The 12,780-nt window shown below is 42.6% G+C and carries 12 protein-coding genes, 8 tRNA genes and 1 rRNA gene; 20 read left to right on the plus strand and 1 reads right to left on the minus strand.

Features of this window, described 5'->3' with window-relative positions:
• The 9 genes from rrf to ACQKEV_RS14260 form a co-directional block, all read left to right on the plus strand.
• Window positions 1-105, plus strand: a 5S ribosomal RNA gene (gene rrf / locus ACQKEV_RS14220); the annotation flags it as partial.
• Between the two features lie 20 nt (window positions 106-125).
• Window positions 126-200, plus strand: a tRNA-Asn gene (locus ACQKEV_RS14225).
• Between the two features lie 7 nt (window positions 201-207).
• A tRNA-Thr gene (locus ACQKEV_RS14230) sits at window positions 208-280 on the plus strand.
• A 36-nt stretch (window positions 281-316) separates the two neighbouring features.
• Window positions 317-391: transfer RNA gene (locus tag ACQKEV_RS14235), tRNA-Glu, on the plus strand.
• A gap of 95 nt (window positions 392-486) precedes the next feature.
• Window positions 487-562 (plus strand) — tRNA-Val (locus ACQKEV_RS14240).
• 18 nt (window positions 563-580) lie between these two features.
• A tRNA-Tyr gene (locus tag ACQKEV_RS14245) sits at window positions 581-664 on the plus strand.
• A gap of 18 nt (window positions 665-682) precedes the next feature.
• Window positions 683-757 (plus strand) — tRNA-Gln (locus ACQKEV_RS14250).
• Window positions 758-769: 12 nt separating this feature from the next.
• Window positions 770-842: transfer RNA gene (locus ACQKEV_RS14255), tRNA-Lys, on the plus strand.
• Window positions 843-864: 22 nt separating this feature from the next.
• Window positions 865-937, plus strand: a tRNA-Ala gene (locus tag ACQKEV_RS14260).
• 65 nt (window positions 938-1,002) lie between these two features.
• On the opposite strand, the gene ACQKEV_RS14265 is transcribed toward ACQKEV_RS14260, so the two are convergent.
• The gene (locus ACQKEV_RS14265; RefSeq protein WP_427448117.1) at window positions 1,003-1,869 is read right to left on the minus strand and encodes a LysR family transcriptional regulator; all 867 of its coding nucleotides are present in this window, start codon (window positions 1,867-1,869) and stop codon (window positions 1,003-1,005) included.
• Between the two features lie 119 nt (window positions 1,870-1,988).
• On the opposite strand from ACQKEV_RS14265, the gene ACQKEV_RS14270 reads away from it, so the two are divergent.
• From ACQKEV_RS14270 to ACQKEV_RS14320, 11 genes are all read left to right on the plus strand, one after another.
• Window positions 1,989-3,059 (plus strand): citrate/2-methylcitrate synthase, encoded by a 1,071-nt coding sequence (locus ACQKEV_RS14270; protein WP_427448119.1) that lies wholly within the window; start codon window positions 1,989-1,991, stop codon window positions 3,057-3,059.
• Window positions 3,060-3,090: 31 nt separating this feature from the next.
• On the plus strand, window positions 3,091-3,672 hold the full coding sequence (locus ACQKEV_RS14275; protein ID WP_427448120.1) for a GNAT family N-acetyltransferase: 582 nt from the start codon (window positions 3,091-3,093) through the stop codon (window positions 3,670-3,672).
• A gap of 70 nt (window positions 3,673-3,742) precedes the next feature.
• On the plus strand, window positions 3,743-4,648 hold the full coding sequence (gene rocF / locus ACQKEV_RS14280) for an arginase (RefSeq protein WP_427448121.1): 906 nt from the start codon (window positions 3,743-3,745) through the stop codon (window positions 4,646-4,648).
• Window positions 4,649-4,882: 234 nt separating this feature from the next.
• Entirely contained in the window at window positions 4,883-5,446 is a 564-nt protein-coding gene (gene sigW, locus ACQKEV_RS14285; protein ID WP_427448123.1) for an RNA polymerase sigma factor SigW, read from the plus strand.
• A 12-nt stretch (window positions 5,447-5,458) separates the two neighbouring features.
• A complete protein-coding gene (locus ACQKEV_RS14290) occupies window positions 5,459-6,085 on the plus strand; it encodes a zf-HC2 domain-containing protein (RefSeq protein ID WP_427448124.1) in 627 nt (208 codons plus the stop codon).
• A gap of 225 nt (window positions 6,086-6,310) precedes the next feature.
• The gene (gene cdaA / locus ACQKEV_RS14295; RefSeq protein WP_427448126.1) at window positions 6,311-7,147 is read left to right on the plus strand and encodes a diadenylate cyclase CdaA; all 837 of its coding nucleotides are present in this window, start codon (window positions 6,311-6,313) and stop codon (window positions 7,145-7,147) included.
• Entirely contained in the window at window positions 7,140-8,429 is a 1,290-nt protein-coding gene (locus tag ACQKEV_RS14300) for a CdaR family protein (RefSeq protein ID WP_427448127.1), read from the plus strand. The genes cdaA and ACQKEV_RS14300 overlap by 8 nt, the downstream gene beginning before the upstream one ends.
• A 28-nt stretch (window positions 8,430-8,457) precedes the next feature.
• Window positions 8,458-9,810, plus strand: a complete 1,353-nt coding sequence (gene glmM, locus ACQKEV_RS14305; protein ID WP_427448129.1) for a phosphoglucosamine mutase — start codon at window positions 8,458-8,460, stop codon at window positions 9,808-9,810.
• Window positions 9,811-9,916: 106 nt separating this feature from the next.
• Window positions 9,917-11,521, plus strand: coding sequence for a gamma-glutamyltransferase family protein (locus tag ACQKEV_RS14310; protein ID WP_427448131.1), 1,605 nt, complete (start codon window positions 9,917-9,919; stop codon window positions 11,519-11,521).
• Window positions 11,515-12,111: a chromate transporter gene (locus tag ACQKEV_RS14315; protein ID WP_427448133.1), complete on the plus strand. Its 597-nt coding sequence runs from the start codon at window positions 11,515-11,517 to the stop codon at window positions 12,109-12,111. Before ACQKEV_RS14310 ends, ACQKEV_RS14315 begins: the two co-directional genes overlap by 7 nt.
• The gene (locus ACQKEV_RS14320; protein WP_427448135.1) at window positions 12,108-12,638 is read left to right on the plus strand and encodes a chromate transporter; all 531 of its coding nucleotides are present in this window, start codon (window positions 12,108-12,110) and stop codon (window positions 12,636-12,638) included. Before ACQKEV_RS14315 ends, ACQKEV_RS14320 begins: the two co-directional genes overlap by 4 nt.
• Window positions 12,639-12,780 lie beyond the last annotated feature (142 nt).

Here is a 12,780-nt window from a genome sequence, read left to right on the forward strand (position 1 = left end):
TGGCAAAGAGGTCACACCCGTTCCCATACCGAACACGGAAGTTAAGCTCTTTAGCGCCGATGGTAGTTGGGGGTTTCCCCCTGTGAGAGTAGGACATCGCTAGGCTTTTTTATTTATACTTTTATTCCGAAGTAGCTCAGTGGTAGAGCAATCGACTGTTAATCGATTGGTCGTAGGTTCGAGTCCTACCTTCGGAGCCACTTTCTTGCTTCCATAGCTCAGCAGGTAGAGTGCTTCCATGGTAAGGAAGAGGTCACCGGTTCGAGCCCGGTTGGAAGCTTTTTTCCAAAAATACAGTACTCGTATTATACATAACGGCCCCTTGGTCAAGCGGTTAAGACACCGCCCTTTCACGGCGGTAACACGGGTTCGAATCCCGTAGGGGTCACCATTTTGTCATACGATGATGACAAAATGCGACGACGCAGCAAAGCAAGGAAAGAGCATTTCCTTCACATAATTGCGAAGTTTACTTAATATTACCCAGGAGGATTAGCTCAGCTGGGAGAGCATCTGCCTTACAAGCAGAGGGTCGGCGGTTCGAGCCCGTCATCCTCCACCATATTTTTATATTACCCTTGGAGGGGTAGTGAAGTGGCTAAACACGACGGACTGTAAATCCGTTCCTTCGGGTTCGGCGGTTCGAATCCGCCCCCCTCCACCATTTTTCGCATTTTATTAATGGGGTATAGCCAAGCGGTAAGGCAACGGATTTTGATTCCGTCACGCCCTGGTTCGAATCCAGGTACCCCAGCCATAACTCTTGTACGAGCCATTAGCTCAGTTGGTAGAGCATCTGACTTTTAATCAGAGGGTCGTAGGTTCGAATCCTACATGGCTCACTTTTTTATTTATCCTTTTTTCGGGGCCTTAGCTCAGCTGGGAGAGCGCCTGCCTTGCACGCAGGAGGTCAGCGGTTCGATCCCGCTAGGCTCCATAATTGAAAAAGACGTTTGGAATGTAATGATTCCAAACGTCTTTTTGTATTTCTGAAATATAGAATTATCCAAAATAATGTGAGGATAACAGTTGAATGAACTCTTTCTCAAGTTCCCCTTGTTTCTTTACGACCACATAAGTTGTGACTTTCGGTAATTCAAATAAATTAAAATGGACATTCATCAATCTGCCTTCAAGCAGTTCGCGTCTAACAATGGAATGGGGAAGGAATGAAATGCCGAGCCCTTCCTGGATGAAACGTTTGGTGATATGTGCTTGTGACACTTTCATCGTGCGCAAGCCGGTTACTTGTTTTCTCAACTTTATCAACACGTCATCCCAAAACACGGGATGATGGTGGGTAAAAAGTGTATAAGATTGTAAATACTCCATTTCCTCGTACGCTGGCCCACTTTCATCATCATAGATATCCACAGGAGCAATGAAAAGAAGAGGTTCTTCAAAAATGGGAATCGATTCAATATGTTTATAAGTCGAATTTAATGCGGATATCCCCAAATGGACGTCTTCTTTATCCACAAGTTCTTCAATAAGATGGGATTCTTCTACACGAATGGTAATTTCCAAGTCAGGATGTTGGCGCATAAATGATCGCAAGATATGAGGTAATATGGTTTCGGCTAGCAAAGGTGAGATGGCGATTGTCCAATTTCTTCTAAATCCTTGCTTATATGCATGTATGGATTGAATGCTGTCTTCATATTGTTGAAGAAGTTTTTCCGCTTTATCCACAAATATTTTCCCAGCATCCGTTAGTGTTACCCGGTTTTTATTGCGTTCGAATAATGGAATTCCTAAATACTCTTCTAGTAATCGAATGTGTACGGAGACACTCGGTTGTGACATCAAAAGTTGTTCAGATGTCTTTCGAAAGTTTAGGGTTTTTGCGGCAATAATGAATGTTTTCATCCATTGTATTTCTATAATCAACACATCCTTTAATTAATAAAATTAATTAAGTTAATTATAACTATTTAATTTTTATAATCAAATTTTCGACGTATACTCCTCTTATAGGAGGCGATAGTATGTTTCAAAAAGGGTTAAAAGACGTTGTGGCCGTTCATACGAAAATTGCATCAGTGGATGGAGAAAAAGGTGAATTGCGCTACCGTGGAGAACTTGTGGATAAAATTGTTTCAAATGCAACATTTGAACAGTTGTCCACATACTTATGGACAGGAAGAAAAGAACCGGTTTCCCTATTATTGAAAGAAGGAAGAGAACTGCCTGAACATGTATCGAATTTACTGCAACAATTACCGATTAATTTACAAGTGATGGATGTAATAAAAGTAGCGGTTTCAGCCTATGGAACCCCGTCATTCCTGCAAAAATCCCAATATGAACAGTCGGTTATTTTAACAGCGGCTCTTCCGGTAATTGTTGCTAAATATTATCGAAGACAACAAAATTTTGAGCCCTTGACATCACAAGAAAATCTAGGACATACTGCCAACTTTTTATACTTATTAACAGGGATATCCCCAACCCCTGCACAAGTAGAAGCACTTGAAACATATTTGTTATTAACAATGGAGCATGGGTTGAATGCGTCGACCTTTGCAGCACGAGTCACGATCTCAACAGAGTCGGATATTCCATCCGCGATTGTATCGGCACTCGGTACGATGAAAGGTCCATTACACGGAGGTGCACCTTCAGGCGTTCTTGCTTTGTTAGATGAAATGAAGTCTCCGGAAGGCGTTCGTCCGGTCATTGAAGAAAAGCTTGCCAGAGGAGAACGCATCATGGGATTCGGCCATCGAATTTATAAGACGGAAGATCCCCGTTCGATTGTACTTAGGGAAAAATGTTTGTCCCTTCAAGGAAAAGATACGTGGTTGGATCTTGCTACGTATGCTGAAAAAGAAATAATTCACCTGTTGAATGAACATAAACCAGGGAGAAAGTTGTACACAAACGTAGAGTTCTATGCAGCTGCCATCATGCGAGCGATTAACCTGGACCCTGCCCTCTTTACCCCAACATTTAGTGTTGCTCGAATTGTAGGTTGGACTGCTCATGCCATGGAACAAGCAGAAGACAATACAATATTCAGACCACAGTCTGTATATATCGGAAAAACTTTTGTATGATAGTGAAAAAGTTGTTGGGGAGTTGTGGAGTATGAGTGTGTTATTAATGCATGATGATGTGACATTACGACCGCTGCAAGAAACCGATATCGAACGTCTGTGGAAACTAACGACAACTGAAACGTTTACCTACATGCTTAACCAAATTCAACACATGGATGAGTTTGATAAATGGATGGGCTCTGGCTATGAACAGATGCAATCAACGGATTCCACCATTGTTTTTGTTGTAGCCAATACTGAAACGGATGAACTATATGGTTCCACACGTATCTATGACATTGATCATTCGAATAAAACATGTGAAATAGGCGCTACTTTTTATGGCAAATCATTTCAACGAACCCATATTAACACGACGTCTAAGTTGCTGTTGCTTACTTATGCATTTGAAACACTTGGTATGATTCGTGTGCAATTGAAAACAGATGAAGAAAATTTAGTTTCTCAAAAAGCGATTGAACGATTAGGGGCCAAAAAAGAAGGAATCTTGCGCAATGAACGAATTCGCTCGACTGGAAAACCGCGCAATGCCGTCGTTTATTCCATCATTGAAAATGAGTGGCCATTGATTAAAAATCAATTGAATGAAAATATGAATAATTATTCATAATGATGTGCAGTTGAGCCAAGTGTACCTCTTGATTTACAATAAACCTAAGTAAATGGGGAGGTATAAAATAATGAATAAATTAAATATATCTTTAATCGGGGTACCAATGGATTTGGGTCAAAATCGTCGCGGGGTTGATATGGGACCGAGTGCAATTCGTTATGCAGGTGTAGTCGAACGTTTAGAGGAAATTGGTCACACAGTAACTGACGAAGGCGATATTCACATTGCAGCGGCAGAAAAAACGGCTCCAACGGACACGAACTTACGCAACTTAAAAGAAGTAACAGATGCAAGTACGACTTTAGCAAATAAAATTCATGACGTGATGGAAAATGGTCAGTTCCCTCTTATTTTAGGTGGGGATCACAGTATTGCCATTGGGACGCTAGCAGGTTTAGGCGACCGTTATAAAAATTTAGGAGTTATTTGGTACGATGCACATGCAGATTTAAATACGGGAGATACGTCACCTTCTGGCAACATTCATGGTATGCCTTTAGCAGTCAGTATTGGATTGGGTCATGAGCAATTGGTGAATATCCGTGGGTTTGCTCCAAAAATCAAACCTGAAAATGTTGTCATTATCGGGGCGCGTTCAATCGATCCAGGTGAACGTGAATTAATCAAAGAAAAAGGCATAAAAGTATTCACGATGCATGATATCGATAAGCTTGGGATGACGGAAGTCATGAACAAAGCGATGTGGTATTTAAAAGACCGTGAAGTGGATGGTGTCCATTTATCTCTAGATTTAGATGGAATTGATCCAATTTATACACCGGGTGTTGGAACGCCTGTACCAGGTGGAATCAGTTACCGTGAAAGTCATTTAGCGATGGAAATGCTCTATTCTTCAGAACTAATCACATCAGCTGAATTTGTGGAAGTAAATCCGATTCTTGATGAAAAAAATAAAACGGCTGATGTAGCTGTAGCTTTAATGGGCTCACTGTTCGGCGAAAAATTATTATAAGGTAAAATCGAACTGTTCAACCAAGCATATGATGCTTACAGGTTGAACAGTTTTTTCTTCATTTCAGTGCAACTAAACATCATAAATGGGCGTCTATCTATAGGGAAGTTTTTTATCAATTGTAAGTATCTTGAAAATATTTCTGATATAATAAAAGATATTAAAAAAGATGAAACCTGTCTAGACTTTAAACCGTATAAGTAAGACAGCCGCATGAGCGGAGGGGAAATCACCATGGATGCTTTGGTCAACAAACGAATAAAAGAAGTATTAAAAGGCGATCAAAATGCATTCGCGGAGATTGTCGAACTATACCAGGATAAATTATATCGGGTTTGTTTTCGTATGCTTGGAAACAGACATGAAGCGGAGGATATTGCACAGGAAGCATTTGTCCGCGCATTCGTTAACATTCATACGTTTGATACAAAACGAAAATTTTCAACTTGGTTGTACAGAATTGGAACCAATTTGTGTATTGACCGTATAAGAAAGAAGAAACCAGATTATTACTTAGATGCAGAGGTTTCAGGCACAGAAGGATTAAACATGTATTCACAAATCGCCGCGTCTGAAGAGTTGCCGGAAGATCAGGTAATGAAAATGGAAATGCAAGACCGTGTTCAATATGAAATTAGTCGCTTGCCGGATAAGTACCGTGCAGTGATTGTACTGAAATATATGGAAGATTTGCCGCTCCAGGAAATCAGTGAAATTTTAGAAATGCCGCTTGGAACTGTGAAAACCCGCATCCACAGGGGGCGCGAGGCGCTCAGAAAGCAATTGAGTAACATGTAGGAGGGATTCACGATGAACAAATGCCCAGAACAGATCGTTCACTATATGCATGAATATTTGGATGGCGACATCAGCGGTGAGCATGAGCAGGAGCTCAAAACCCATTTAGCCAGTTGTCCATCGTGTCAGCAGCACATGCATGAGTTAAGTAAAGTTGCTGCGTTCGTTCAGAGCGCATCACATATATCTGCACCCAGTGGTTTTGCGGAAGGCGTGACGTCACGTTTGCCTAAAGAAACATCAAAAGTCGGTATGAAGCGTTGGTTCCACAGCCATCCATTATTGACGGCTGCAGCCTTGTTTATGATATTAATGAGTGCTTCACTCTTCTCGAGTTTCAATGAAGACCAACATTTCTCATTCACAAAACAACCAAACCTTGTGGTTGAAGGAGAAAAAGTAATCGTTCCTGCTGGAGAGATTGTCAAAGGGGACTTGGTTGTCAAAAACGGTGACCTTCAAATTGACGGAGAAGTAGATGGCAATGTAACGGTAATTAATGGACAGTATATGGCCTCAACAGCTAATGTAACTGGCGAAATAGAAGAAATTAACCAAGTGTTCGATTGGCTTTGGTACAAAATTAAAGCCGGTGCGAAAGACGTAGCGTCACTTGTAAATGGTAAAGAAGATAAATAAGTCTACCCTTGAGGGTGGGCTTTTTCTTTTATATACGAAAGAACAGGGAAATTTGATGGCTTCCTGTCTGAAAGCGTTGAATGCAAATAGAAGTACTAAAAACGCCAATAGGAATAATCCAGGACTTTTCCAACATCCGTGCTTTTCTCTGCAACAGGCAGAACGCTGGATGTTTATGTTATACTGATTCCATATGAATATGTGATGAAAAGTGGGGGATGCCACATGCCGTTTATTGACCAATTTACAGATTTGACGCCGGTAAACGTGCTCGTTAATATACTTGATGTGTTACTCGTGTGGTTTGTCATTTATAAGATCTTCACTTTGATAAAAGGAACGAAAGCAGTCCAATTATTAAAAGGAATCTTTGTTATCATAATTGTCCGGGTGCTCACGCAGACAGTTGGATTGGATACACTTGGTTGGATGATGCAAAAAATCATTGACTGGGGTTTTCTTGCCATTATTATTATTTTCCAACCGGAGCTACGACGTGCACTCGAACAGATTGGTCGAGGCAAATTATTCGCCCGCACGAGCCTTCAAGAAGCAGAAGAGCAGAATCGGTTAATTGAAGCTATGACGAAATCTGTAAGCTATATGGCGAAACGCCGAATTGGTGCATTGATTTCGATTGAACGTGAAACCGGGCTGACAGAGTATATTGAAACCGGTATTAAAATGAACTCTGAAATTACTTCGGAATTAATGATTAATATTTTCATACCTAATACGCCACTTCATGATGGAGCGGTGATTATGCAAAAAAATAAAATAGCGGCAGCTGCTTGTTATTTGCCTTTATCCGAAAGTCCGTTCATTTCTAAAGATCTTGGTACACGTCATCGTGCAGCACTGGGTATTAGCGAAGTGACAGACGCTATTACCATTATTGTGTCCGAGGAAACTGGGGCGGTTAGTTTAACCTCTAACGGAGACCTTCACCGAAATCTATCCATTGAAGAATTTGAAACACGCTTGCGCAAAGTGTGGTTTGGACCTGAGCCTGAAATGGTCAGTACTTCAAAATGGACGTGGAGGGGGAAAAAGAATGGATAAAATGATGGATAGCCCTTGGTTTTTAAGAATCACGGCGCTGCTTCTCGCCATGCTTTTGTTCTTGACGATTAAATCCGATGAAGAAAATTTGAATGCAGCAACGAACGGGAACATGACGGACATTATTCGTGATGTGCCGGTGGAAGTTTATTATGATGATGAGAACTTAGTGGTCACGGGAGTTCCTGAGACCGTCGATATGACGATAAAAGGACCTACGTCACTTGTACAATCAGCAAAACAACTGCAAGACTTTACCGTCTTTGTTGATTTACGCACGTTAAATATGGATGAGCATAATGTCATGCTGCAAGTGGAGAATGTTTCGGAAAAACTCGAAGTCACTTTAGATCCGTCGTATATCGAAGTAAACATTGAAGAAAAAATCACCCGGGAAATGCGGGTTGATGCAGAATTCAACGAACGATTGTTGGCTGAAAACTTTATCGTGACGGGGATGAAAACGAATCCGGAACGCGTTTTAATAACGGGTCCTAGAAGTGTGATTGAAAGTATCAGTTTTGTAAAAGCAACCGTTGGGGGAGAGCCAGGGCTCAATAAAACCTTTACCCAAGAAGCGAGCGTAAAAGTGTTAGATAAGGATTTATCTAAATTAAATGTTACGATAGAGCCTGCTCAGGTGGACGTCACGATTGCCATGGAAGAATATAGTCGAGAGATACCAATTGACTTGAGGCAAATCGGGCCACCAAAAGAAGGCGTAGTCATTAATGAGTTAACGCCATCAGTTGGCAATGTCCGTGTGTATGGGAATAGGTCAGTTGTTGATGCCTTGGAGTCAATTAAGGTAGACGTAGACGTGAGTAAGCTCGAAGAATCGAAAGAACTCACATTAAAAATACCGGTCCCTAAAGGTGCAACACGAGTTTCTGAATCTCAACTAGAAGTATTAGTTGATGTGACACCAGCGCCTGAAGAAGAGCCAGTGCTGGATGAGTCAGCTCAAGCTGGACAAACGGATGAAGAAACAGAAGTGAAAACTACAGCCCGTGAATTTGCTGGCGTCAATGTAGAAGTTAAAGGGTTGGCTGAAGAGGATCGTTTTTCTTTCACTCAGCCTGACAGTGGCAAAGTCCTCTTGACCGTAAGAGGAGAAAGTTCATATATTGATACATTGACTGCAAAGGATTTTCAAGTATATGTAGATGCAAGCGCAGCAGAAAACGGTGAAAATCTATTGGATGTCACCGTTGAAGGTCCTGGAAATGTGACATGGACGGTGTCTTCACCTTCCGTCACAGTGGAAGTCATGCGAGCTTAAGTTTGGATTTGAAGGAGAGAATAGATAAATGGGTAAATATTTTGGAACTGATGGGGTACGAGGCGTTGCAAATAGCGAGCTAACACCAGAAATGGCATTTAAATTAGGTCGTATTGGTGGATACGTGTTAACAAAAGGGAGTACAGGTCGTCCGAAAGTTTTAATTGGAAGAGATACACGCATTTCTGGACATATGCTGGAAGGTGCACTTGTAGCAGGTCTTTTATCAGTAGGTGCAGAAGTCATGCGCTTAGGCGTTATCAGTACGCCAGGTGTGTCTTACTTAACACGGGTGATGAGTGCCGAAGCGGGCGTTATGATATCTGCTTCGCATAACCCAGTTGCCGATAATGGAATCAAATTCTTTGGTTCTGATGGCTTCAAACTTTCGGATGATCAAGAAGCAGAAATCGAAGCGCTTATTGATGCAGAAGTAGATGAATTGCCACGTCCTGTTGGAGGAGATTTAGGGTCTGTTACGGACTATTTTGAAGGCGGACAAAAATATATCAGTTACTTAAAGCAAACATTGGATGAAGATTTTGTTGGCATTCATGTTGCTTTGGACTGCGCACACGGTGCAACGTCATCTTTAGCAACACATGTTTTTGCTGATCTTGATGCGGACCTTTCTACAATGGGTGCATCTCCGAACGGTTTGAACATTAACGAAGGTGTTGGATCAACTCACCCTGAAGTGTTGGCTAAATTTGTCGTGGATAAAGGCGCTCACGTAGGGCTTGCATTTGATGGCGATGGCGACCGACTGATTGCAGTAGATGAAAAAGGACAAATCGTAGATGGCGACCAAATCATGTACATTTGTGCGAAGCATTTGCATAGCGAAGGTCGTTTGAAGCGTGATACAGTTGTTTCTACAGTGATGAGCAATATGGGCTTCTATAAAGCTCTTGAGTCTCATGGAATGAGCAGCGTTCAAACAGCGGTTGGTGATCGCTATGTAGTTGAGGAAATGAAGAACAATGGCTACAACTTAGGTGGAGAACAATCTGGACACATCGTGTTCCTAGATTATAATACAACGGGTGATGGTTTACTGACAGGTCTTCAATTGGTGAACATCATGAAGATTACCGGCAAAAAACTGTCTGAACTTGCAGCTGAGATGACGATTTTCCCACAAAAACTTGTCAATGTTCGTGTAACTGACAAACATGGTGTGACAGATAATGCCAAAGTAGCAGCTGTCATTTCAGAAGTTGAGCAAGAAATGGCTGGGAATGGTCGCGTCTTGGTACGTCCTTCAGGTACGGAACCATTGGTGCGTGTAATGGTTGAAGCATCAACGAAAGAAGATTGCGAACGTTACGTAGAACGCATTGCTGATGTTGTGCGTACTGAAATGGGATTAGCAGAATAATTTTTTAGAGACCAGCGTCTTTTTGATGCTGGTCTTTTCTTTTTGACATGAAATAAGTTACGATAGTCGAAAGACTTTATTTAGAAGTTATAGGGGGAAAGATACGATGGATTACTTACACCACCCATTTGCTGCGAAGCGTCATACTGTATTCGCGAAAAAAGGCATGGTTGCAACTTCACAGCCACTTGCAGCACAGGCTGGACTTGAAATATTGCAGAAAGGCGGCAATGCAATCGATGCTGCCATTGCAACAGCAGCAGCCTTGACCGTTGTAGAACCAACTTCAAACGGCATCGGCGGCGATGCATTTGCCCTCGTATGGACAAAGGACAAGTTGCATGGTCTTAACGCTTCTGGCCCTGCACCGCAATCGATTTCTGCTGAAGCCATCCGTGAGAAAGGTCATGAAAAGATGCCGGTCTTCGGTGTCATCCCGGTTACAGTTCCTGGTGTACCGGCGGCGTGGGCTGAGCTATCCTCAAAATTTGGAAAGCTTCCATTAAAAGACGTGCTTGTTCCTGCGATTCGCTACGCAGAAGAAGGCTACCCGTTGTCACCGATTCTCGGCAAGTATTGGAAATCAGCTTATAAGAAGTATAAAGAAACGTTCACGACGGAAGAATTTACTGCCTGGTTCAAAACGTTCGCTCCGGATGGTCGGGCACCTGAAATTGGCGAAGTTTGGTCTTCACCAGGTCATGCCAAAACATTACGAGCAATAGGTGAAACGAATGCACGTGATTTCTATGAAGGCGAAATTGCTGACAAAATCGATGCATTCTTCAAAAAGCATGACGGGTACTTAACGAAAGAAGATTTATCTACATATAAACCGCAATGGGTCGAGCCAGTCTCTGCTAACTACCGTGGCTACGACGTCTGGGAAATTCCGCCGAACGGGCAAGGGATGGTTGCATTGATGGCGTTGAACGTTTTCAAACAACTGGATCCACCGACTTGGCAAGATGCGGACACATTCCACAAACAAATCGAAGCGATGAAACTGGCGTTTACAGATGGTCAGGCTTTCATTACAGAACTTGAAGCAATGCCTGTCAGTGTTGAACATTTGCTTTCGGATGAATACGCCGAGAAACGAGCGAGTGTCATTGGGGAAACGGCAGCGAACCCAGAAGCATATGAATTGCCAAAAGGAGGGACGGTTTATCTCGCCGCTGCGGATGACGAAGGAAACATGATTTCCTATATCCAAAGCAATTATATGGGCTTCGGATCGGGTATTGTCATTCCCGGCACAGGAATTGGATTGCAAAACCGCGGACATGATTTTTCATTGGATGAAACGCATCCGAACGTTTTGAAACCAGGCAAACGCACGTTTCACACGATTATCCCTGGCTTCTTAACGAAAGACGGTCAGGCTGTCGGTCCGTTTGGTGTGATGGGTGGCTACATGCAGCCACAGGGGCATTTCCAAGTGATTACAAATACAGTCGACTTCCTGTTAAATCCACAAGCTACGTTAGACATGCCGCGCTGGCAGTGGATGAAAGGCAAGATCGTTCATGTTGAGCCAGAGTTTCCGAACTACTTGGTGCAGAGTCTTGTAAGAAAAGGACATGATATTCATGTGAATTCGGATGGTGGCAGTTTTGGACGTGGACAAATCATTTGGCGAAACCCTGAAACAGGTGTGCTTCAAGGTGGCACGGAATCCCGAACGGACGGAGCCATCGCCGCTTGGTAGAACGCACAGTGGTGAAGAAAGTTTCCGAACGTCCACGTCGCATACTTCACCGCAATATTGGCTTGGCTTTTTTCCGAATCGGTATGCTTGGCTTTGGAGGAGGCCCTTCCTCCATTCCTTTGGTTCATCAGGAAGTCGTGAAAAAATATGAATGGATGACAGATGATGAGTTCGGAGACACGCTCGCGCTTGCCAACACGTTGCCAGGTCCTATTGCTACTAAAATGGCTGGATATATTGGCTACAGGGTCGCTGGTGCCTGGGGATGCTTGATTGCCTTAGCGGCATCTGTCATACCTACCGTTTTATTAATGATTGTCTTTTTAGGTTTACTACAAACGTATAAAGACATCCCATGGGTTCAGCATATGTCGGCATCGGTGGTGCCTGTTGTAGCTGTCATGCTTGCCATATTGACTTGGGATTTCATCAAAAAGTCGGGTGAGACACTTGGTTGGATGCGCGCCCTCATAATAATTGTGGTGGCTGGCATTCTAATAGAAGGTTTACAAATCCATCCGGCGATTGTCATTTTAGGTTGTATTATCATTGTCTTTTCACCACTCCTGAAAAGGAGGAGGAAAGCATGATTTATTGGCACTTGTTTTTAGCGTTTTTCATTTCCGGCATTCTCAGTTATGGAGGAGGTCCAGCTTCAATTCCATTGGTTGAGCATGAAGTCGTAGGGAATTATGAATGGATGACTACGCAAGAATTTAGTGAAGTGGTCGCGATTGGCAATTCCTTGCCTGGTCCCATTGCCACCAAAATGGCGGGGTATATTGGGTATACGGAAGCGGGCGTTCTAGGATCTATTGTTGCAATATTTGCAAGCGTTGCCCCATCTTTACTCCTGATGATCGGCATGATGGTCATTCTACTGAAGTACAAGGACGAACCGGAAGTAAAGAACTTAACAAAAATCATCCGTCCGGTAATCGCCATTCTGCTTGGTTTTATGACGATACAGTTTGCGCAGGAGTCTGTCGCAGGCATTGGTCCCGGTTACACTTTGTTTTTAATGGTAGCAAGTTTCGTTTTATTGGAAAAAGTGAAGTTGCACCCAGCTTTTGTCATTGCGTTAGCATTGGTATTTGGGGCTATAACCGGACTATAAAAAGAGTCGCTTAAATGCGATTCTTTTTTATTTTCCCGCTGCACGTCGAATCTCTTTGTCGGTAATGAAAATCTAGAGATTGCTTATTTATACAAGAGAAAATGGATGGTAAATTTTAACGGGCGGTTTTATTAGCCTTTCA

Origin of the sequence: Paenisporosarcina sp. NPDC076907, assembly GCF_050269735.1 — a bacterium.
GTDB lineage: Bacteria > Bacillota > Bacilli > Bacillales_A > Planococcaceae > Paenisporosarcina.

Bases quoted from the DNA above. Each gene is read 5' to 3' on its own strand.
- ACQKEV_RS14265 (WP_427448117.1), bottom strand. From the start codon at position 1,869: ATGAAAACATTCATTATTGCCGCAAAAACCCTAAACTTTCGAAAGACA.
- ACQKEV_RS14270 (WP_427448119.1), top strand. From the start codon at position 1,989: ATGTTTCAAAAAGGGTTAAAAGACGTTGTGGCCGTTCATACGAAAATT.
- ACQKEV_RS14275 (WP_427448120.1), top strand. From the start codon at position 3,091: ATGAGTGTGTTATTAATGCATGATGATGTGACATTACGACCGCTGCAA.
- rocF (WP_427448121.1), top strand. From the start codon at position 3,743: ATGAATAAATTAAATATATCTTTAATCGGGGTACCAATGGATTTGGGT.
- sigW (WP_427448123.1), top strand. From the start codon at position 4,883: ATGGATGCTTTGGTCAACAAACGAATAAAAGAAGTATTAAAAGGCGAT.
- ACQKEV_RS14290 (WP_427448124.1), top strand. From the start codon at position 5,459: ATGAACAAATGCCCAGAACAGATCGTTCACTATATGCATGAATATTTG.
- cdaA (WP_427448126.1), top strand. From the start codon at position 6,311: ATGCCGTTTATTGACCAATTTACAGATTTGACGCCGGTAAACGTGCTC.
- ACQKEV_RS14300 (WP_427448127.1), top strand. From the start codon at position 7,140: ATGGATAAAATGATGGATAGCCCTTGGTTTTTAAGAATCACGGCGCTG.
- glmM (WP_427448129.1), top strand. From the start codon at position 8,458: ATGGGTAAATATTTTGGAACTGATGGGGTACGAGGCGTTGCAAATAGC.
- ACQKEV_RS14310 (WP_427448131.1), top strand. From the start codon at position 9,917: ATGGATTACTTACACCACCCATTTGCTGCGAAGCGTCATACTGTATTC.
- ACQKEV_RS14320 (WP_427448135.1), top strand. From the start codon at position 12,108: ATGATTTATTGGCACTTGTTTTTAGCGTTTTTCATTTCCGGCATTCTC.